Genomic DNA, 21,039 nt, shown 5'->3' with positions numbered 1-21,039 from the left:
TGCCTACTCTATAAAATACACGGGCACAAAATTCAACTCTACGTTCTCTAGTAGTTTACCTTCATCAGAAATTACCATTGCTCCTCCTCGTAATTGACTATCGTTCGTAAACTCGCTGTAGGACACTAGGAAAAACCTTTCCTTAACATTGTACTGTTGACTAAAAATGTTGATAGAAATATCATTTGTTATCTCTACTTCGCTAATTAAATTAGGCAAATCAATGATACTATTGGTGCTGGTGGCCAAATCATAGATAGCAGGTCCCCGCTCTATGCTGAAAGGCTGTGAATACTCAAACTCATAATAAAATTTATTATCGATAAGTTTTGCGTTGATGGGTCCCGGATTAAAACGTTGGCTTAATGTAGGCAAAAATTCTTGAACCCTGTCTAAAGTATTGAAATCTAAAATGTCCAACGTGGTGTTTGCCTCAGAAGAAAATTTAAAGACCGCCAAATCGCCATTATCGTCGATTAAAATACTTGGAGCATCGTTGCCAAAGGACAAGGTCTGCTGTATGACATTTGTTTCCGTTTCGTAGACGCTTATCTTATATTCCAAAGCGTTGGTTCTGTAGGTAACGAACAACTTGCCGTTATGGTATAAAGGAGGATAAAGTGTATTGATGTTAAATTCCAGCGAAAGGTCGGTGCCCTCTAATGTGTTTAAAGTAATATTACGAATAGCAAGGTTCGTTGTTCCTTGCGGGTTGTAGAACCCGAAGAACACGGAGGTATCATTATTTGTTCCCCAAACAATAGATCGGGCCGAGGTATTTGTATAAAAATCGTTGTAGACTTGAACTTCGTCAGTGTCCACATTTTTTTGGATCAAAGAGAATTTTCCGGAATCGAATGAATAGAAGGAGAGCGTTGAACCAATCTGCCTTAAGGTCAAGTAGTTGGTGTTAACCCCAATTTCGTTGGTAAGGTTGGTTTCAACGGTGCTGTCTAGCGTTCCGTCCTGGCGATATTGAAAAACAGCATCCTGGTTGACTCCAATTAGTTCAAAACTAATTCTTTCTTCAACCTCGGGGGTTGCCATATCGTCTTCTTTTGAGCAACTCAACAAGAAAAAACAGCAAAAGAAGAAAACTAAATAGGAATTACGCATGTCATAGATGGTTTTGTACCACGCAAACAAGTCAATTTCGCATACCTAATTAGATGTGCGAACCGGACTCAATTTCATAGCAAAAATTTTTGTCAACGAGGAAGATACAATATTATTCGAAGGCTAAGTTGATGATCTTATTAAATTAATGCATTAATTTAATAGCGCTAACCATAAGTTTAATGCCATGTTACAAAAGATTAACTTGGAAAATATCTTATTTCTGGATATTGAAACCGTTCCCGAAAAGGAAAATTTTGAAGATTTGGATGATGCTAAAAAAGAACTCTGGGACCAAAAATCGCGCTACCAAAGAAAAGACGATTACACCCCCGAAGAATTTTACGATCGTGCGGGTATCTGGGCAGAGTTTGGAACAATAGTGTGTATTTCTGTAGGTTATTTTAATTTAAACGGTGATTCCAAAACGTTTCGGGTAACCAGTTTTCAAGGTGATGAGGTAAAATTACTGAAGGAATTTAAAAACCTGTTGAACAGTCATTTTAATCAACCGAAACACTTACTATGTGCGCATAACGGAAAAGAATTTGATTTCCCCTATATCGCCAGAAGAATGATTATCCACGGTATATCATTACCCTACAAACTGGATTTGTTCGGAAAAAAACCATGGGAAGTACCACATTTGGATACCATGGAACTTTGGAAGTTCGGTGATTACAAACACTATACTTCTCTAAAACTTATGGCCCATATTCTGGGAATCCCGTCACCAAAGGAAGATATAGACGGTAGTATGGTGCGCGACGTCTTTTATGAGGAGAAGGATATTGACCGCATTGTAAACTATTGCGAGCTAGACGTAGTTACCACCGCACAGGTATTCTTAAAAATGAGAAATGATGACCTTTTGAATGATTCGGAAATAAAAAAGATTTGAGAATAAAAAAACCTCCCGACTATGAAAATCGAAAGGCCTATCTTGAGTAGTAATTGTACTTTTGGGGGAACTACCTTTCTTTAATATTTGAAAAACTTAGCACTTTTTTTACTTCCCAAATCCTGAACTTGTATAATGTACAATCCTGTAGCCAAATCGGCCACATTGATTTGAGCATTCTTTGCCGACCCTGTTTTGAGTTCAATTCCGGAGGAAGATACAATACTATACATCGCCGTATCGGCTACCTCTGTATTTAACCTAATCTCGTTTGCCGCCGGATTGGGATAGACTGAAAAATTAACTTCTGCGTCTTTATTGAACGTTTCATTGAAATCTAGAGGATCCACTACCGTTGATTCCCCTAAGAACGTAAAACGATACTCATCAGTATATTCTGATGCAATGTTTTGAGAACAAAATGTGCGTACCCGTAGGATGTAGTTTTCATTGGCTAGTAGATCTTTCAGTACAAGGGAATCGTTAGACACATATTCCGTGATCCATTGGTCCTCATTTTCATTTTTATATTGTACTTCATATAGTGCATCCAAAGTACCGTTCCAGGATGTCGTTATCTCATTCGTCGAGGCCGCATCCAAAGCAAGATCATCCGGGGTGGCAATACTACAATGGTTCATTTTAACACCTGAAATTAATAGCGAAAAATCCTGAGCATTATTCTTAAGTGCACCCTTATGGGATACGGTAATCGTATACGTACCTTTTGCATTTGGAATGTCTATTCTTTCAAAAGGATCTACAAGGTTATCGCCTTGTTTTGCACCTGCATTAGGGTCAATTGGGTTTAATTTCCAAGGAAAAAAAGTTTTCCCATCTTGGGTAATCCGTATGTCCAAGTCATTCACCAGTGCAATCCTTTTATCGTTTACCACTCCTATATTAATGTATTCCGATTCTGGGTCGGTCCAAGAAATAGAAGCAGCTAAGGTTTCATTTCCATTTGCCGTTACGGTAAAGGTAAAGGTGGCACCATCCTCTAGGTTCTCTTCAGAAATATGAGTCGTATAGTCTTTGTTTATAAGTGCTTCGGCAGCTTTTTTAGCGTTCATAATGCCCCATCCCATTTTATAATCAGGTCCGGCCTGATCTACATCATCCGCCGTATGCAAAGCCAATCCTTTTAAGGTTGCCGCTTTTAGATAAGAACCGTACAATTGCTCGTTATACTGTTGTAACAACAATAACGCCCCAGTAACACCCGGAGTGGCCATTGACGTTCCTGAGGAAGCATTATAGCTTGTATTACTCGTTGCGTACGTAGACACGATAGAAGATCCATCGCCCGCTAAATCTGGTTTAATCCTTCCATCATCCACAGGGCCAAAGCTACTGTATGGGGATACCTCAGCTTCCTTGAGGTTTCCTTTTCCATCTACCTTAGTATTTGCACCGGCTATCGTAAGTCCGTTCTTAGCTAGGGTAAAACCCAACATCAGATCAAAACCGTCACTACTCGTTCCAAAGATGGGAGCATCGTTATCTCTTCTGCTCTGGGCATTACCTGCGGCAGTAACCATTAAATAATAGGGAGCGTTATACATTATCCTGTCCCAATCCTGGGAAACCTTGATATAGGAGCCAAAATACCAGTCCGGCACTCTATCGGTTTTGATACCATAAGAGTGATTAGAAAGTAATAGACCGTTAGCTGCTGCCTCTGTCACCTCTATTTTATCTCTTGTCCAATCGTGTGAAAGTACATTTGCGGCATGGGCAACCCCTTTAGCTTCTTTCTTTATACCAGATGAAATAATGCGACCAGTTACCATAGTAGCGTGTGCATCTATCTCATTGCTTCCATCGGCAATAGTAGCTCGGATATCATATTCTTGATGCGTTGTAAGCGCAACACCAGAATCCCAAACCCCTACCTGCATTCCTGCTCCATCCAAATCCAGTTCTAACAAACCGTTTGTATGTAACGTAGACGCCCTTGAAGTCTGACTTGCATCCTCAGCATAGGTTTCGTAAAAAATAGGGCTACCATCGGTGCCCACTTCTTGTAATTCTATTTTTTTACCATCGGGAAGTACTTCTTTAACTTTCCAGTTGTTTATCTTGGCAAGCGCCAACGTTTTTTTCCTGTTATCTTCAAAATCAAATTCCAGATCTACGTGCATTGCCCCTATCTTGGAAAAATCATATTCCTTGTCAATAAGGGACTTTAATTTTTCGGACTGGCCAAAAGCTAACGGACAAATTAAAATAAAGAGCAAAATGATACTAATCGATGTATACATTTTGCTCTCAGGTATTTGGTAGTTCATAGGTCGTAGGTTATAAATGTAAGATTTGGACTACAAATATATTTTACAACGCTAGATAATCAATTCAAAAAATAGATTTATTCGATGAAATACATAGGATGATATCCTTTCCTGTTGTGAAAGTGCTATTTTTTGTTGTTTATAGGATTATTCTTACAAATTGTATTCGCTAAAAAAGCTTTATTTATTATATTTAAGAATAATGTAAACAGGAAAATGATCGCTATAACCGCCCAAATATTTACTCCCGGCGTAGGTTCTAAATGGGCTCCCTTTATATTTCCCCTTATACTCCTTTAAAGACGCATCATCATAAATATTGGCCCTATCAAAGCTATGCGAACCCTTTTGGTAGTTAAAAAAATTGTGTGATATGATAATTTGATCAAAAAGGCTCCAACTTTTCTTATAATTGGCGCTTCCCCTTATTTTAGGAGCATGTAATTTCTCCATAGGGTTATATAAAACACTATTCGATACCAATTTCTGTATACTGGCTGAATGAGGGTCATCATTAAAATCTCCCATTATGATGTAATTAGGATTACTATGGTTTTTCTCGATTGACGCCATCTTCTTTAAAATCACGTCCGCGGCAATGATTCTTTTGTATTCCGTAGAATCGCTTCCGTCTCTCCTGGAGGGCCAATGGTTTACGAATACATGAATTTCTTCCCCATTCAATTGCCCATGTACATATAATATATCTCTTGTGGTATCTCGGGCACCATCCAGATTTTTTATGATCAATGGCAACGGCGCTGCACTCAGGATTTTAAAATACTTCTGATGAAAAATAAGTGCAGTATCTATACCTCTCTCGTCGGGGGATTCATAGTGGACAATATCATAAGGAATGTTTGCTAATGAATCCTTTTTAATAAGATCTTGTAACACCGCCTTGTTCTCCGCTTCAGCCACCCCAATCAATACCGGGGGATGCGTATTAAAGTCTTTTCCTATTTCAAAAATGGTTTTAGCCAGTTTACCCAGTTTTTGTTGATATCTTTTGGGTGTCCATTTTTTAAAACCCTCTGGAGTAAAATCCTCGTCTAAAGTATGGTCATTATACTCGGCATCGAATAAGTTTTCAAGATTATAAAATGCCAGAGTATAGAGATGTTTGCTTTTTCTTTTTTTAAAAAGGAAAAATCGCATAGGGTGTTTAATTGGGTCAATAAAATTACTAAAATAGCTTGGTCCCTTTTTCTTAATTTTGCACTTTAAATATATATGTTAGAAAAGAAAACCAATACCTACGAAAAAACAGTACTCATTGGTATCCTGAACAGGGAACAGAATGAGGAAAAGGTTACAGAATACTTGGACGAGCTTGAATTTTTGACCTACACTGCTGGCGGAGAAGTTTTAAAACGCTTTATACAACGAATGGATGTTCCCAATCCAAAAACACTTATCGGAAGCGGTAAAATGTTAGAGGTGGAAAAATTTGTTGAAGAGAATGAAATAGGCTCTGTTATTTTTGATGACGAACTTACACCTGCACAACAGCGAAATATAGAAAAACAGCTTCGCTGCAAGATTATTGACCGTACCAGTCTTATCCTAGATATTTTTGCTCAGCGCGCACAGACCAGTTATGCCCGTACGCAAGTAGAGCTAGCCCAATACGAGTATCTGCTGCCCCGGCTAACCGGTTTATGGACACACCTAGAGCGACAAAAAGGTGGTATTGGCATGCGTGGTCCAGGGGAGACGGAAATAGAAACAGATAGGCGTATCGTTAGAGATCGTATAACCTTGCTTAAAAAGAAACTTCTTAAGATCGATAAGCAAATGGAAACCCAGCGGGGTAATAGGGGAGCTTTGGTTAGGGTTGCCTTGGTGGGCTACACCAACGTGGGCAAATCTACCTTAATGAACGTTATCAGTAAAAGTGATGTTTTTGCAGAGAACAAACTCTTTGCCACTTTGGACACGACCGTTCGTAAAGTAGTCATTGGTAATCTTCCTTTTCTATTGAGTGATACGGTGGGGTTCATTAGAAAGCTTCCGACCCAGTTGGTAGAGAGTTTTAAGAGTACGTTGGATGAGGTACGTGAGGCCGACCTATTATTGCACGTTGTGGATATTTCTCATCCCCAATTCGAAGAGCATATAGATTCTGTTCATCAAATTTTAGACGAGATAAAAAGTGCTGACAAAAGAACCATTATGGTTTTTAATAAAATTGACCAACACGAGAATGAAGTAATAGAGGAAGACGATTTAGTCACCGAACGTACTTCCAAACATTTTACCATTGCCGACTGGAAAAGTACATGGATGGAAAAAGTGGGCGATCGTGCCTTGTTCATATCCGCCCTTAATAAAGAAAACCTTGACGAATTTAGGAAGAGGGTTTATGATGAGGTAAGAGACATTCATGTGACGCGTTTTCCTTACAATAATTTCCTTTATCCAGAACATTTAGATGAATATTAAGTGCAAAGTATACATCGTATGATGTAGTTCATCGATCAATTACTTCCATTGATATTTTTCACAACATTATAAGATACGTTCACAACATAAATCTTGTGAAACTGTAAACTTGCCATAAATTACACTGTGTTTAAGTGAAAGTGTTGACCCCAAATCAAGAATAGAACTTACATAGCTAGAAAGTAAAATCCCAAATTTTACGATAACTACTTAACCTGAAAAGCCCTCCAAAAAGGAGGGCTTTTTTTATGATGTTTCGTTCTTAGTGCTGCCTAGAAGGCATAGTTTAAACCAAATAAAATATAGGTCTGCAAATCGTTTTCAACATCTTCAAAAGATGTAGCCGTTGCAGGTGTTTGGTTCAAAGCAAAATTCAATGCCTCTTGTTTGTTGTTTCTTAGACCGAACTCAAAACCAAGTCCAATGCCGTTCCATAGGGTATATCCAAAAGAGTTTATCCACGTGTAGTTAGATAGGTCTCCGCTCTTATAACTCTGGAACATGGATAAGTTGGTCTTAAAGTTAACCGCTCCAATTTTTCTAGTGTAATCCGCAATTATCTTGGCACCTAAAGAAGATTCAAAAACAGCATCGTTGTTGCTAAATACAAAGTTGTAGTTTAAGGGGTGAATGACCACCACTAAATCCGTTATCGGAGTCCATGTAGCACCAACACCTAAATCCAAGTAGCCAGGGTCATTAAAATTATCCAGAATCGTAGTCCTATATTCCCCTAATCCAGAGATGGCGAATTTTTCCCTGATTTTACGACCGTAAAGTGAAGTAATTGTAAATACGTCCGCTGCTTGTCTAAAGCTATCGTCGTCAGCCGGATCATCTTTATCGTCAAATTTTACCCATCCAAGGTTAATGTTCGCAGAATTTCTCCAGAAAAATTTCTCTTGGTTCAGGTTGGCAAAACCATTTACCGTAACACCAATGTTACCAGAGGAGTTGTTCGGTGACCCCTGCGCATACCAGTTATTGAAGCTGCTTAAGTTAGCACCAATGGTACCAAACGCTCCTTTTTTCCATCCAGGAAGTGCATCAATCTGTGCTTGAATAGCATCTACCCTTCCCTGTATGGCAGCAATAGAATCTGTTTTAGGGGCCATTTGGGCCTTTAATTCTTCTTCGGTTTGTGAGAAACCTAAAGCGCATGCAAACAGTAGCGCCGTTGTTAGTAAAATGTTTTTCATGATTTCGTGTTTATTTTTTTAGAAACGCAAATGTAAGAATAGTCACATTTCAAACTAAAAAAAAGTGGTATTATTTTCTTTTATACAAGGGTACGGAGGAACAGGCTTCACCATACATGACCGACTTTACTACTGGCAATAATTTCGCCGTTAGAATTAGATATGCATTGGGAGGGACAGGTTTGTTACTACAGCCCTTTATGATTACAGGTTTATCCTTGAAGTCAGAAACAGGTATATTTTCTATGATAGATTGGTATATTGAGGTCTCCAAATCTTCAAGGTTTCCTAAAACCGTTCTGACTGTAAAGGGCTGAAGTTTTGTAGTAATCAGCATATAAGCCCATCCAGGAATTATGGCATCCGTGGAACAGGTTAACGCTACATATGCACCCTTATACTGTTCCCAATTATGTGCCTTGATATAATCCCTGAATTCTTTTTCTTTCAAGATAAAGCCCTCAAAAAGCCAATCTTTTATATCTAAAACAATACGCTCTCCTTTTGGATAATAATCTTCAAGGTCAAATGTTACGAGCTTGCTTTGGGCAACCTTATTTATAATTTCATCAGGCATGGCTACAACTTAAAGTTTATACCGATTAAGCTGTATTAGAGCATTCCCAGTTCCAATTTAGCCTCTTCGCTCATTAAATCTTGGGTCCAAGGTGGATCAAAGGTAATTTCCACCTCCGCATCCTTAATTTCGTTTATAGATTTTACCTTTTCTTCTACCTCTACAGGCAAGGTTTCTGCAACAGGACAATTAGGTGAAGTTAAAGTCATCAAAATCTTAACCTCTGTATCTTCGTTGACCAGAACATCATAAATAAGCCCTAGCTCATAAATATCTACGGGAATTTCAGGATCATAAATCGTTTTCAATACTCTAACGATTTTATCACCTAAGACTGCACTATCTTCTGCTATATTATCTTCGCTCATCTTTAGTTTATTTGTGTTTGATATGCCACCGCATATAATTTAATCTGTTTTATCATGCTCACAAGACCATTTGCCCTTGTAGGTGATAAATGTTCCTTAAGCCCTATTTCGTCTATAAATGCCGTATCGGCGTCAATAATGTCCTTTGGCTTTTGATTGCTGAATGCCCGTATTAAAATAGCAATAATTCCTTTGGTAATTATCGCATCGCTGTCGGCAGTAAAAATTAATTTATTCTCCTCTAAGGTAGCATGTACCCAGACCTTACTTTGACAACCTTTGATGATATTATCATCCGTCTTAAATTCATCTTCAATTAAAGGCAAGGATTTTCCCAACTCTATCATATACTCATAGCGCTGCATCCAATCTTCGAACATCGAAAATTCATCTACTATTTCATCTTGTATTTCCTTGATATTCATAAGCCCAATTTATCTCCCTAAAAGGATATAATTTTTTGCAAAAATACAATAACAATCGGTGGTTATCAATAGTTTAAGAAAACCATAACTCCGATGTTTAAAGCAACATATTCTTTGCTAGTCTAACACTATTGACCAGAACATCTACCTCTCCTCTGGTATTATAAAAACTAAAGCTGGCCCTTGCAGTGCCGGGAATTCCGTAAAAATCCATAATGGGTTGTGCACAGTGATGTCCTGTTCTCAAGGCAACCCCCAGCTTATCCAAAATACTTCCTATATCATAGGGGTGTAAACCTTCAATATTAAAAGAAATAACAGAGGTCTTTTTTTTTGCTGTGCCGTATATTTTGAGTCCTTCTATTTCAAGAAGTTGCTTCGTTGCGTATCCCAATAAGTCCTGTTCATACCTTGCTATCTCATCAAAACCAATTGCGTTCATATAGTCCAAGGCTGCGCCAAAAGCTATGCCACCACAAATATTGGGTGTACCTGCTTCAAATTTATGAGGTAAGTCCGCATAAGTGGTTTTCTCAAAAGTAACTTCTGCAATCATTTCGCCACCTCCTTGGTAAGGTGGTAGTTTGCTAAGCCATTCTTCTTTGCCATATAACATACCAACTCCGGTGGGCCCACATATTTTATGTGCGGAAACCGTATAGAAATCTACATCCAGTTTTTGAACGTCTGCCACTAAATGCGGTGCTGCTTGGGCGCCATCTATTAGCACGGCCGCACCCACTGCATGGGCTTTGTTTATTATTTCTTCAATAGGGTTAATGGTTCCTAATGCGTTTGAAATATGATTACAGAATACCAGCTTTGTTTTTTTGGAAAGTAAATCATCATACACCTCCATTAAAAGTTCCCCGTCTTGATTCATAGGAATAACTCTTAGTGTTGCCCCTGTACGTTCGCATAGCATTTGCCAGGGTACGATATTGGAGTGGTGTTCCATTGCGGAGACAAGGATTTCATCTCCTTTTTCAATCAGGGAAGAAAAACCGTTCGCGACGATATTAATACTATGGGTAGTGCCTGAGGTAAAGATAATTTCATGAGGCTTGACCGCATTAAAATGTTTTTGAATCTTTACACGTGCTTGCTCGTATTTATCGGTAGCCTCTTGCGATAGTGCATGAACACCCCTATGTATGTTAGCGTTGTAATTCTGGTAGTAGTCCACTATTGTAGCTATCACCTGTTGTGGGGTCTGTGAGGTAGCCGCATTATCTAAATAAACCAGTGGTTTACCATTGACCTCACGTTCTAAAATGGGGAAATCTTTTCGAATTTTCGTTACGTTCAACATAGCACTTTTATTGAAATACAAAGATACCGACTAGGTTCCATATCTACTTACATCACAGGGCCAAATTAAAGTAATATGATTACGTATATCAGCGAAAACTATAATTCGCAGAAAACTGTAGTGCAACATTGTAGTTCTGAGCATTGGGTAATCCGTTCAGCCGATTTCTAATGCCAATATAAAATCTAGGCGCTAACGAAATGTTATCGTTTATACGCATAGCCACTCCCGCAGTAACACCGTAATCCAACTGAAAATCTCCTGAGACGGAGCTTCTTTCATTAGTATTAGTACCATCTTGCTCGTCCAAATTCTTGATTTTTGTTACTTGGTTGAGCAAAAACCCGAACTGTGGACCAAATTCCAAGGAATACCTGTCATTAAGCAGAAATTTTCCTAGTAGTGGAACAGTCAGGTAATTCAATTGCACGTTGGTTCTAAAATCATTTTCTTGGCCAGTAGAACCCCATTTTGGATGGCAGCCAAATCCGTACTAAACTGAAATCCTTGAGAAGAATATAGGAGTTCTGGTTGCAATTGAAATTTTTCCGTGAACGCTATCTCTAAAAACAGGCCTACGTGACCGGAGAAACGAAATTTAATACCATCCGTTAAATCCCCAACAACGGAAGAATAATTTAGCCCGCCCTTTAATCCAAAAGTGGTCTCCTGGGCATTACCATCATAAATCAAAAACGAAAAAAGAGCTATGACAATCATAGCTCTTTTTCTATTATTATCAATTTTGTACATAACTTATAAGTCAAATCCTAGATTAACCCCTAATTTCTTGGCAATTAGTTTATTGATTCTAGCTTTAAGTTCAGGAATACGAACACTTTCCAAAACATTGTTGGCAAAAGCGTACATTAAAAGTGCACGTGCCTCCTTCTTAGGAATACCCCTTGTTTGCATGTAAAAAAGCGCATCTTCATCTAATTGACCAATAGTGCAACCGTGGGAACATTTTACATCGTCCGCAAAAATCTCTAATTGCGGTTTTGTATTGATCGTTGCCTTATCACTTATCAGGATATTGTTGTTCTGTTGAAAGGCGTTGGTCTTCTGCGCTATCTTGTCTACAATGATTTTACCGTTAAAAACCCCGGTAGAACTATCGCCATAAATTCCTTTATAATCTTGATGACTTTCACAATTAGGTTCAATATGATGTACCAAAGTATGATGGTCCACATGTTGCTTATCTCCTAAAATTGTAACCCCCTTCATGGTAGAGTCCATGTACTCCCCGTTTTGAAAGAAATTAAGATTATTTCGGGTTAGTTTACCGCCAAAGGAAAAGGTATGTACGCTAACATTACTTTTACTTTTTTGGTTGATATAGGTGTTATCTATCAATGAAGCTTTAGCAGCGTCATTTTGGATTTTATAATAGTCTATTATCGCATTTTCTGCAGCATAAATCTCCGTTACGGCATTGGTAAGCACTTCGTTAGAAGTAAGACTTTGATGACGTTCTATAATCTGGACTTCTGCGTTCTCCTCTACAATAACAAGGTTTCTTGGTTGCAGCATTAGCGATGCCTCGTTCCCAGTAGCCAAATTCAGTATCTCAACAGGCTTTTTAGGCATCTTGTTCTTGGGAATATAAATATATGCCCCCTCTCTACTAAAAGCAGTATTCAAGGTGGTTAAAGACTCATCTTTTGAGGCTACCTTATTAAAGTATACATCTATAATCTGTTTGTACATGGGTTTGGTCAAGGCCGAACTCATTAAACAAATATCCACCCCGTCGTGTGTAGTTTCGGATAAGTGCGAACTATAAACCCCATCAATAAAGACAATTTTATAGGTGTCTATATCATGGATAAAATATTTTTTGACATCCTTATATTCAAGTGCATTGTCCTGTTTAGGAAAAATGCTGAAATCTATTTTCTGGAGACTGTTCAACGAAGTATATTTCCAAGCTTCTTCCTTCTTGTTCGGAAACCCCTTTGCTTCAAAATTCTTTATAGCCTCGGTACGCACATCGTGAACAGGGTGTTCTACGTCCACATTGTTCTCAAAGGCCATAAAGGAAGAAATTAATTTATCTTTTAAATCCATTTTTTTAATTTTCAGTTTGCAGAAAAATCACGGGTTACCCCTAAACGGCAGCCTCTTGCTTAATCCAATCGTATCCTTTCTCCTCTAGTTCCAGTGCCAATTCCTTACCGCCAGATTTTACAATTTTACCGTTATGTAGTACGTGAACAAAATCAGGAACTATATAATCTAAAAGTCTTTGATAGTGTGTAATAACAATTACCGCGTTATCCTTGCTCTTTAATTTATTCACCCCGTTCGCTACAATTCGCAAGGCGTCTATGTCCAAACCGGAATCCGTTTCGTCCAAGATGGCCACCTTAGGTTCTAACATTGCCATTTGAAAAATTTCGTTTCTTTTTTTCTCCCCTCCGGAAAAACCTTGGTTTAAAGAACGTGAAAGGAATTTCCTATCTATTTCCAATAATTCGGATTTCTCACGAATTAACTTCAGCATCTGGTTTGCTGGCATATCTTCCAGGCCTCTTGCCTTTCTAGACTCGTTTATGGCCGTCTTCATGAAATTAGTAACAGAAACTCCAGGAATTTCCACAGGATATTGAAACGAAAGAAACACGCCCTTATGTGCTCTTTCTTCCGGAGCAACATCTTCCAAATCCTCACCGTTCAATGAAACAGAACCTTGAGTTACCTCAAATTCTTCTTTCCCGGCGATAACAGAAGCCAAGGTACTTTTACCTGAACCGTTTGGACCCATTATTGCGTGTACTTCACCCGCTTTAACTTCTAGGTTTATTCCTTTTAAAATCTCTTTATCCTCTACTTGAGCATGTAAATCTTTAATCGTCAACATTCGCTACTAGTTTAAATATTTTGGTGCCTTGGGCATTTTATTAAAATCTTCTTTTTGATGCTGTAAGTATACTTTCGCATTTTTCTCCTTCGCTAAAGCTTCAAACGCATCCATACTGGATAGGGTTTGCTCTACATCGAAGTTAAAACTTGGAACTCTCTTGTGTTCCCTATTTTCATATAAGTGATATAAATCTCCAGTCAACAATGTGGGACCATTCTCTGGCATATCCAGAAATAAAACCTGATGCCCTGGTGTATGACCTGGCATGGATTTAATAATAACGCTACTGTCTCCGAATACATCAAAATCTCCATTTAGTTTTTTAACGTTTTTGAGTTCTTTAATGGCCTCATACAGTCCTGCATTCTCGCTATTCCTGATTTCTTCACTTGTAATCATATCATACTCTGAACCTTGAACCAGCCAAGTGGCATTACTAATGGCATTGGCGTGACCACTATGGTCAAAATGGGTGTGGGATAGTCCTAGGTACGTGATATCATCCGGTGTCATACCTATTGTTTTCAATTGATTCACGACCGAATCCTTTCTAGATACGGTAAAAGCACCGCTTGGATCTGTATAGGGTTCTGGCATGGGAACCAACATTTCTGGCAAGCCTGCGTCCCACATTAGATTTCCCTTAGGATGGCTAATAACATAAAATGGATCGGCAAATTCTTTGGTCTGACCTTGGTACGTAGTATCTTGAGAAAATAACTCCAGATTATTGACCATTACGGTTCCACCGCTAAAAGTGTAGAGCTTCAGTTCGGGTTTTACTATTTCAGCTTTCCTTTCTTCCTTTTTTACCTCTTTACATGAAAAAAAAGTAAAAGATATCGCAAGTATAAATAGTGCTTTTTTCATTTTCAAATTAATTACCCTACAGAACCTTCTAAACTGATTTCCAATAATTTTTGTGCTTCTACTGCAAACTCCATGGGAAGTTTGTTCAGCACCTCTTTACTAAATCCGTTCACAATAAGCGCTATAGCTTTTTCAGTATCGATTCCTCTTTGGTTGCAATAGAAAATTTGATCTTCACCAATTTTACTGGTGGTAGCCTCATGCTCTATTTGAGCCGATTTGTTCTTAGCTTCGATATATGGGAAGGTGTGTGCACCACATTCATTACCCATGAGAAGCGAATCGCACTGTGAAAAATTACGGGCGTTTTCTGCCCTAGAACCGATCTGTACCAGACCTCTGTAACTATTCTGTGATTTTCCAGCGGAAATACCTTTTGATATAATGGTGCTTTTTGTGTTCTTTCCTAAGTGGATCATTTTAGTACCCGTATCCGCTTGCTGGTAGTTATTGGTTACCGCTATGGAATAAAACTCGCCCACGGAATTGTTCCCTTTTAAAATACAGGAAGGGTATTTCCATGTTACCGCAGAACCTGTTTCTACCTGTGTCCAAGAAATTTTAGCATTGTTCTCACAGATACCACGCTTGGTAACAAAGTTATACACACCTCCTTTACCTTCGGCATTTCCTGGAAACCAGTTCTGAACGGTAGAATATTTAATCTCAGCATCATCAAGTGCAATAAGTTCTACTACCGCTGCATGCAATTGGTTTTCATCCCGAGATGGTGCCGTACAACCCTCCAAATAACTCACGTAACTACTTTCATCTGCGATGACCAAAGTGCGCTCAAACTGACCAGTACCTCCTTCATTAATTCTAAAATAGGTTGATAATTCCATGGGGCATTTTACACCTTTAGGAATATAACAGAAAGACCCATCGGTGAAAACGGCAGAATTCAAAGCTGCATAAAAATTGTCTCTTTTTGGAACAACGGTCCCCATATATTTTTTAACCAGTTCTGGGTGCTCTTGTATGGCTTCCGAAATAGGCATGAAAATAATACCCTTTTCAGCTAATGTTTTTTGAAATGTAGTTGCTACTGAGACCGAATCTACCACAATGTCTACCGCAACGTTCTGTAACTTCTTTTGCTCATCTACGGAAATTCCTAATTTCTTGTACATGGCCAACAGCTCAGGGTCTACATCGTCCAGAGTTTTATTTGGGTCCGCTTTTTTGGGAGCGGAATAATAGCTTATAGCCTGGAAATCCGGTTTTTCATAACGTACGTTGGCCCACTCGGGTTCTTCCATGCCTTCCCAGATACGGTATGCATCTAGTCGCCATTCTGTCATCCACTCCGGTTCGTTTTTCTTTTTGGATATAGCACGAACAATGTCTTCGCTCAAACCCTTTGGAAAGGTATCTGACTTTAAATCTGTGTAGAAACCATATTCGTATTCTTTGGTTTCCAGTTCTTTCTTTAACTCCTCTTCAGTATATGCCATGTCTTTTCTAATTAAGAAGTTAAAAAGGGAAAGAGTAAAAATTATACCATTCTCTTTTTAACAAACTTGATGTAATTAGCAAGTTGTTTTGAAATATTCAAAACCTCGTTCTTATATTCTTTTAATTCTTCTTTTTCAAAATAATTAATCTCCAACATTACATTGAAAAGACTCCTTACTTCGCCAGCTGAACCTTTAGAAAAATAAAGATATCGTATTAATTCTTTGTCTGTTTCTCTTTCAAATCCTTCCGCTATATTATTCGAAATTGAAATGGTTGCTCGCCTTATTTGGTCAACCATTGCAAAATCGCTTTTTAACGGTTGCTTTTTAAGCAACACATAAACCTTACCTGTAAAAACTATTGCCGCTTGATAAACTTCTAAATCTTCAAACGACTTATACATTCTACCTTTACTATTTTTTAACTCCTTCTCTTTTTAACTTCCCTACAATGAAAAACTCTCTCCACAACCGCAAGTTCGCTGTGCATTGGGGTTGTTAAAAACAAATCCTTTACCGTTTAAACCACCGGAATACTCCAACACCGTTCCTACGAGATATAAAAAGCTCTTTTTATCTACGATGATACGTACATCGTTATCTTCAAAAACCTTATCGGTTTCTGCCATTTTATTATCAAAGTCCAGTTCGTAGGATAATCCACTGCATCCGCCACTTTTTACACCTACGCGAACGTAATCTTTAGTTGCGTCAAAACCTTCTTCTGTCATGAGGTTGATGACCTTCAATTTTGCCGTTTCCGATACTTGAATCATTTCTTAATTGGATTTGGTCTAAATAGTTTACAAATATAAGTCATAAGTAGGTTTTTATTACAAAACCTAACATTATTATAACGTATATCGGGATAGGGTTTTTCTATCCATATCATTTGAAGTGCTATTTCACTTTAATCACTACAAGGTCCGATTTACCCTTTGTTGTCAAGGAAGGAAAGTTTGTGCTTGAAGTTTCACCGACCAATAGTACACTGCTATCTGAGTTTTCCATAATATCAAATCCAAAATCAATATTGTCGCCACCAAAAGATTTTTGCCAGACGAGATTGCCTTCAGCGTCGATTTTTATTATCCAAATATCGTTTTCACCTGCGTTTTCAGTAGTGTCCGCATCGGAACTTTTAGAATTCCCAATTACAAAAAATCCTCCATTTTTACTTGGGGTAACGGCCTGAGCGGCATCAAACTGGGAACCACCAAAAGACTTTTCCCAAATTAAAAGCCCAGCATCATCAACTTTAATAAGCCAAATATCCGATTCCCCTTTGGTTACTGAAATATCCCCATCATTACTAAAAGTATTGCCAACAACAACATATGCGTTATCATCGGTTTTAGCGATATCATAGGCAATTTCTATTCCGGAACCTCCAAAAGAACGTTCCCATAGCATATTCCCTTTATCATCTACCTTTACTAACCAAAAATCATAACTTCCCTGCGTATCGCTAATATCAAAATCATTGCTCTCGGAAAAACCGGCCATTACAAAACCAAGATCTTCAGATTGTACAACACCATGTGCCCTATCATTGTTAGTTCCTCCAAAATAACCCCTCCATTCTACGTCTCCTATTTTGTTAATTCTGGTTCCCCAAAATTCACCCACGCCATGTCTGGTCAATGTCCCTGATTTCTCTGTATTTCCGTCCGCTCTAGCAGAGGTAATATCTAAAAAGCCCGTAAAGAAATAGCCGCCATCGGTAGTCTGTAAAATATCGTAGGAATGATCGTGACCGGAAAAACCAAAACTCTTCTCCCATTCGATAGTCCCCGAAGCATCTAAATTTAATACCCAATTATCGTGAAATCCATTATTAACAGAACCGTCTCCATCATCGCTCATAGCATAACCCGTTAGGGCATAACCACCATCTAGCGTCTGTACCAAACTTTCCCCCCGGTCATCCTTGCTACCCCCATAGGTCTTGTTCCATTGTAAATTGCCGTCTGCATCCAGTTTTAAAAGCCAATAATCGTTAACGTTCAATGATTTATTTTGAATATCTCCGTCAGTACTATTGGTATAACCTAGAATTGCATACCCACCGTCTGCTGTTTCTATTACAGCCTGCGCTGTTTCTTCACCTGTTCCTCCAAAACTTTTTATCCACTCCAATTCTCCTAAGAACTGGTTAGCCGGCAGATCAAAATCCATATTTGCCTCTTCTCTTGAGCAAGAAAATACGGCAAACACCATAAAAACAAGGAGAAGTTTTTTCATGGTCTTAGTTGGATTTTTTAATTATGAAGAAACCGCCATTAATATCACTTACCAATATTTTTCCACTTTCAAAGTAGGGATACACACTCCAAACCCCGTCAAATTGGGTATTGTCGTCACTAGGATAAGTGTCAAAAAAACCTATTTCAGAAATATTCTTCCCTTCAATCTGTGAAATATCCAAAACCCGGACTCCGGCGGTATAATTTGCAAGGAAAAACTCATTCCCTAAAACATACCCGTTATGGTCAATAGCGCTTGTAGGCCCAAGGTAGGTATCGTGTAACACGGGATTATCCAAATCGATCATATCAAAAACAAGCGTTCTAGATCTAAAGCCAGAATTCACCTCATCCAGCTCGTCGCCTAGGATAAAATAGCGCTGATCCTCCGTAAACCATCCCTGATGGGTATACCCAATATTGGGATAAGGTAAGGTAGCAAGTTCCATAGGATCATCTTTATTTGATACATCTACCACCACCACTTGATCTTCATTAGCTCCCACAAAAATTTCGGCACCAGCATAGTCCGCATCCGGTCCCGTATAAGTGACCACCTGTGCATCATGGGTATAACCGTTCTCGCCCCATCCACCTGCAGCAAGAGGAACCTTAGGGTTTTGCAAATCTAAGAAGTGAACACCGCCATTAAAAACATCATTGCGATCCGTACCAACAGGGTAAGCAAAACCGCTGTCTTCATTAATTACGATATTATGGGCATTACCAATAGCGGTATATCTACCATCCTCCGAAAAAGTCTGCGGAGCATTTGCTACATTTCTTAACCTTGTTAAATCAAAAACCTGAACCCCATGATTATTTGCCTCTGCCACGATGTAAGCATGGTCTTGATAAACTTTGATGTCTCTCCAAGAACTTGAAGAGGTGGCTGTAGGCAACTTTCCTAAATAAACCAAGTTTTCCGAATCAGAGACATCTATGAAAGCTGTGCCATTATCCAATCCCATAAGTGCGTATTCCTTACCGGTGGTAGTATCCGTCCACCCCCAAATATCATTGCCGGATTGCGCTTGAAAGGTACGTATCGATATTCTTCCCACTAGATCATATCCGCTACAAGGAAAATCACCGGCCATACCATTTTCGCACGGCATTGCGTTCATAGTTACTTCCGGAATCTCAGGATTCTCGATTACTTCAAGATCATCAAGCACTTCATTTACGGAACAAGAAGAAATAACCAATAGCAAAGAAAAAAGTCGTAATAGTTTCATGTGACTCATCATATCAATAATTGTACCCTTACGTAAAGATACGAGATAAAATCTCTTCTAATTCATCACGAAAATTATGAAAACCCTTTTATAATGCAGGGTTAAAGTATCACCAGAACTAAAATATCTCTAACACATGCTCTTAGAGTTCAAGTTATTTAGATTATCTTAATGCCCCTAAACGAACAACTTTAATTTAATTCTTCTATGTCTAACAAAAATTTCATTTTAAAAAATACCTCCAGAAGGTCCTTTGTAAAGAAAACTACCGCTGCCGCCGCAGGTTTTATGATTGTACCAAGACATGTACTAGGCGGACAAGGGTATGTTGCCCCAAGTGATATGTTGAACATTGCCGGTATTGGCGCCGGAGGAAAGGGCCACAGTGATATTGCTTCCTTCGCAGAAAGTCCTAATGTAAATATTGTGGCGTTATGTGATGTAGATGATAGACAAGCGGTAAAATCACGGGAAGCATTTCCAAAAGCCAGTTACTACAATGATTTTAGGAAAATGTTGGACAAGGAGAGAGACAATATCGATGCCGTCTCGGTTTCTACTCCGGATCACAATCACGCAGTTGCAGCGTATAAAGCCATGCAAATGGGCAAACACGTTTACGTGCAAAAGCCATTGACCCATGATATTTGGGAGGCTAGAATGTTGACCGAAGCAGCTAAAGAATTTAAGGTAGTTACGCAAATGGGTAACCAAGGAGGTTCTGGTGATGGCGTAAGAAAAATGAAAGAAATTTATGATACCGGAATTATTGGGGATGTACATACGGTAAAATGCTGGACCAATAGAGCTATTTGGCCACAAGCCCTGCAAACTCCTGTAAAAAAAGATAAAATACCAAAAGGCCTCAATTGGGATCTTTGGTTGGGTACTGCTGAAATGCGCGATTATAATAATGCGTATCTCCCTTTTGATTGGAGAGGATGGTCAGATTTTGGAACAGGTGCCCTCGGGGATATGGCCTGTCATATTATGGATCCCGTTTATAGAATACTCCCAATTTTATATCCAAACGCTGTTGAGTGTAGCGTCTCTGATTCTTTTAGCGGTAATTTTCAATATAAGGATTATCCGAAAAGCTTTCCGAACTCCAGCAAAATACACCTAAGCTATCCCAGAACGGATGGGAAGGGCACTATAAAAGTATCTTGGATGGACGGTGGACTTTTACCTGAAAGACCAGAGGAATTAGGAGATGACGAAGCTTTGGGCAACTGGGATGGCGGTGTGCTATTCATTGGAGATAAAGGAAAACTAATGGCGGACTGTTACGGAGCCAATCCAAGGTTGTTACCTTTATCACTTAATGAACAGTTCGAGGTAGAGGAAACGATAGCCCGTGTTCCAGAGGGACACTATTTACAATGGGTAAATGCTTGTATGGCCGGTTATGGCAATGCTGAAACAAGTTCTTCTTTTGATTATGCAGGACCGTTTACAGAAAGTATCCTAATTGGAAACTTGGCCCTTAAATCCTATTTTGAGGTAGATCCCGCAGCAGAAAACAAAAGTTTCTGGGGAGGCGGTAAACAGTACTACGGAAGAAAACGTTTACGGTGGGATGCCGAAAACATGAAAGTAACTAATTTTGAACCTGCCAATAAATTCGTAAAACGAAATTATAGGAATGGTTATACATTAGGATAAGGATATCCCCTATTTCATTTAAAAAAACTGAAGCTTTGGGCTTCAGTTTTTTAATAC

General features: G+C 38.8%; 21 protein-coding genes. 3 read left to right on the top strand and 18 right to left on the bottom strand.

Features of this window, described 5'->3' with window-relative positions; all coding sequences use genetic code 11:
- Nucleotides 1-3: 3 nt before the first annotated feature.
- A complete protein-coding gene (locus BFP77_RS07820; protein WP_099573471.1) occupies nucleotides 4-1,047 on the bottom strand; it encodes a hypothetical protein in 1,044 nt (347 codons plus the stop codon).
- Nucleotides 1,048-1,303: 256 nt separating this feature from the next.
- Between BFP77_RS07820 and BFP77_RS07815 the strand changes: the two genes are divergently transcribed.
- A complete protein-coding gene (locus BFP77_RS07815; protein WP_099573470.1) occupies nucleotides 1,304-2,017 on the top strand; it encodes a 3'-5' exonuclease in 714 nt (237 codons plus the stop codon).
- 80 nt (nucleotides 2,018-2,097) lie between these two features.
- Here BFP77_RS07815 and BFP77_RS07810 read toward each other — a convergent pair whose 3' ends face one another.
- Together BFP77_RS07810 and BFP77_RS07805 are read right to left on the bottom strand one after the other, a co-directional pair.
- Nucleotides 2,098-4,308, bottom strand: coding sequence for a S8 family serine peptidase (locus BFP77_RS07810; RefSeq protein WP_257212907.1), 2,211 nt, complete (start codon nucleotides 4,306-4,308; stop codon nucleotides 2,098-2,100).
- A gap of 180 nt (nucleotides 4,309-4,488) precedes the next feature.
- Entirely contained in the window at nucleotides 4,489-5,466 is a 978-nt protein-coding gene (locus BFP77_RS07805) for an endonuclease/exonuclease/phosphatase family protein (protein WP_099573469.1), read from the bottom strand.
- 75 nt (nucleotides 5,467-5,541) lie between these two features.
- Here BFP77_RS07805 and hflX point away from each other — a divergent pair, with 75 nt between their 5' ends.
- On the top strand, nucleotides 5,542-6,753 hold the full coding sequence (hflX, locus tag BFP77_RS07800) for a GTPase HflX (RefSeq protein WP_099573468.1): 1,212 nt from the start codon (nucleotides 5,542-5,544) through the stop codon (nucleotides 6,751-6,753).
- Nucleotides 6,754-7,025: 272 nt separating this feature from the next.
- On the opposite strand, the gene BFP77_RS07795 is transcribed toward hflX, so the two are convergent.
- From BFP77_RS07795 to BFP77_RS07725, 15 genes are all read right to left on the bottom strand, one after another.
- Entirely contained in the window at nucleotides 7,026-7,952 is a 927-nt protein-coding gene (locus BFP77_RS07795; RefSeq protein WP_099573467.1) for a DUF3078 domain-containing protein, read from the bottom strand.
- Between the two features lie 70 nt (nucleotides 7,953-8,022).
- Nucleotides 8,023-8,529 (bottom strand): DUF2480 family protein, encoded by a 507-nt coding sequence (locus BFP77_RS07790; protein WP_099573466.1) that lies wholly within the window; start codon nucleotides 8,527-8,529, stop codon nucleotides 8,023-8,025.
- A gap of 35 nt (nucleotides 8,530-8,564) precedes the next feature.
- On the bottom strand, nucleotides 8,565-8,897 hold the full coding sequence (locus BFP77_RS07785) for an iron-sulfur cluster assembly protein (RefSeq protein ID WP_099573465.1): 333 nt from the start codon (nucleotides 8,895-8,897) through the stop codon (nucleotides 8,565-8,567).
- A 2-nt stretch (nucleotides 8,898-8,899) separates the two neighbouring features.
- Nucleotides 8,900-9,322 carry a SufE family protein gene (locus BFP77_RS07780; protein ID WP_099573464.1) on the bottom strand — a complete coding sequence of 141 codons (423 nt, stop codon included), beginning with the start codon at nucleotides 9,320-9,322 and terminating at the stop codon, nucleotides 8,900-8,902.
- A gap of 97 nt (nucleotides 9,323-9,419) precedes the next feature.
- A complete protein-coding gene (locus BFP77_RS07775) occupies nucleotides 9,420-10,634 on the bottom strand; it encodes an aminotransferase class V-fold PLP-dependent enzyme (protein WP_099573463.1) in 1,215 nt (404 codons plus the stop codon).
- A gap of 88 nt (nucleotides 10,635-10,722) precedes the next feature.
- Entirely contained in the window at nucleotides 10,723-11,058 is a 336-nt protein-coding gene (locus BFP77_RS07770) for an outer membrane beta-barrel protein (RefSeq protein ID WP_180272327.1), read from the bottom strand.
- Complete coding sequence (locus tag BFP77_RS07765) at nucleotides 11,055-11,387, bottom strand: outer membrane beta-barrel protein (protein WP_099573461.1); 333 nt, start codon at nucleotides 11,385-11,387, stop codon at nucleotides 11,055-11,057. The genes BFP77_RS07770 and BFP77_RS07765 overlap by 4 nt, the downstream gene beginning before the upstream one ends.
- Before the next feature lie 3 nt (nucleotides 11,388-11,390).
- Complete coding sequence (sufD, locus tag BFP77_RS07760) at nucleotides 11,391-12,707, bottom strand: Fe-S cluster assembly protein SufD (RefSeq protein WP_099573460.1); 1,317 nt, start codon at nucleotides 12,705-12,707, stop codon at nucleotides 11,391-11,393.
- Between the two features lie 40 nt (nucleotides 12,708-12,747).
- A complete protein-coding gene (gene sufC, locus BFP77_RS07755; RefSeq protein ID WP_099573459.1) occupies nucleotides 12,748-13,500 on the bottom strand; it encodes a Fe-S cluster assembly ATPase SufC in 753 nt (250 codons plus the stop codon).
- 6 nt (nucleotides 13,501-13,506) lie between these two features.
- Entirely contained in the window at nucleotides 13,507-14,373 is an 867-nt protein-coding gene (locus BFP77_RS07750) for an N-acyl homoserine lactonase family protein (RefSeq protein ID WP_099573458.1), read from the bottom strand.
- Nucleotides 14,374-14,384: 11 nt separating this feature from the next.
- Nucleotides 14,385-15,830 (bottom strand): Fe-S cluster assembly protein SufB, encoded by a 1,446-nt coding sequence (gene sufB, locus BFP77_RS07745; protein ID WP_099573457.1) that lies wholly within the window; start codon nucleotides 15,828-15,830, stop codon nucleotides 14,385-14,387.
- A gap of 41 nt (nucleotides 15,831-15,871) precedes the next feature.
- The gene (locus BFP77_RS07740; protein WP_099573456.1) at nucleotides 15,872-16,237 is read right to left on the bottom strand and encodes a four helix bundle protein; all 366 of its coding nucleotides are present in this window, start codon (nucleotides 16,235-16,237) and stop codon (nucleotides 15,872-15,874) included.
- A gap of 42 nt (nucleotides 16,238-16,279) precedes the next feature.
- Complete coding sequence (locus tag BFP77_RS07735) at nucleotides 16,280-16,609, bottom strand: HesB/IscA family protein (RefSeq protein ID WP_099573455.1); 330 nt, start codon at nucleotides 16,607-16,609, stop codon at nucleotides 16,280-16,282.
- Between the two features lie 124 nt (nucleotides 16,610-16,733).
- Nucleotides 16,734-18,077: a hypothetical protein gene (locus BFP77_RS07730; RefSeq protein ID WP_099573454.1), complete on the bottom strand. Its 1,344-nt coding sequence runs from the start codon at nucleotides 18,075-18,077 to the stop codon at nucleotides 16,734-16,736.
- Between the two features lie 4 nt (nucleotides 18,078-18,081).
- The gene (locus BFP77_RS07725; protein ID WP_099573453.1) at nucleotides 18,082-19,326 is read right to left on the bottom strand and encodes a choice-of-anchor B family protein; all 1,245 of its coding nucleotides are present in this window, start codon (nucleotides 19,324-19,326) and stop codon (nucleotides 18,082-18,084) included.
- A gap of 198 nt (nucleotides 19,327-19,524) precedes the next feature.
- Here BFP77_RS07725 and BFP77_RS07720 point away from each other — a divergent pair, with 198 nt between their 5' ends.
- A complete protein-coding gene (locus tag BFP77_RS07720; RefSeq protein ID WP_099573452.1) occupies nucleotides 19,525-20,982 on the top strand; it encodes a Gfo/Idh/MocA family protein in 1,458 nt (485 codons plus the stop codon).
- Nucleotides 20,983-21,039 lie beyond the last annotated feature (57 nt).

Source organism: Maribacter sp. 4U21, from assembly GCF_002742365.1.
GTDB lineage: Bacteria > Bacteroidota > Bacteroidia > Flavobacteriales > Flavobacteriaceae > Maribacter.
This window is presented reverse-complemented; position numbering and strand designations above follow the sequence as displayed.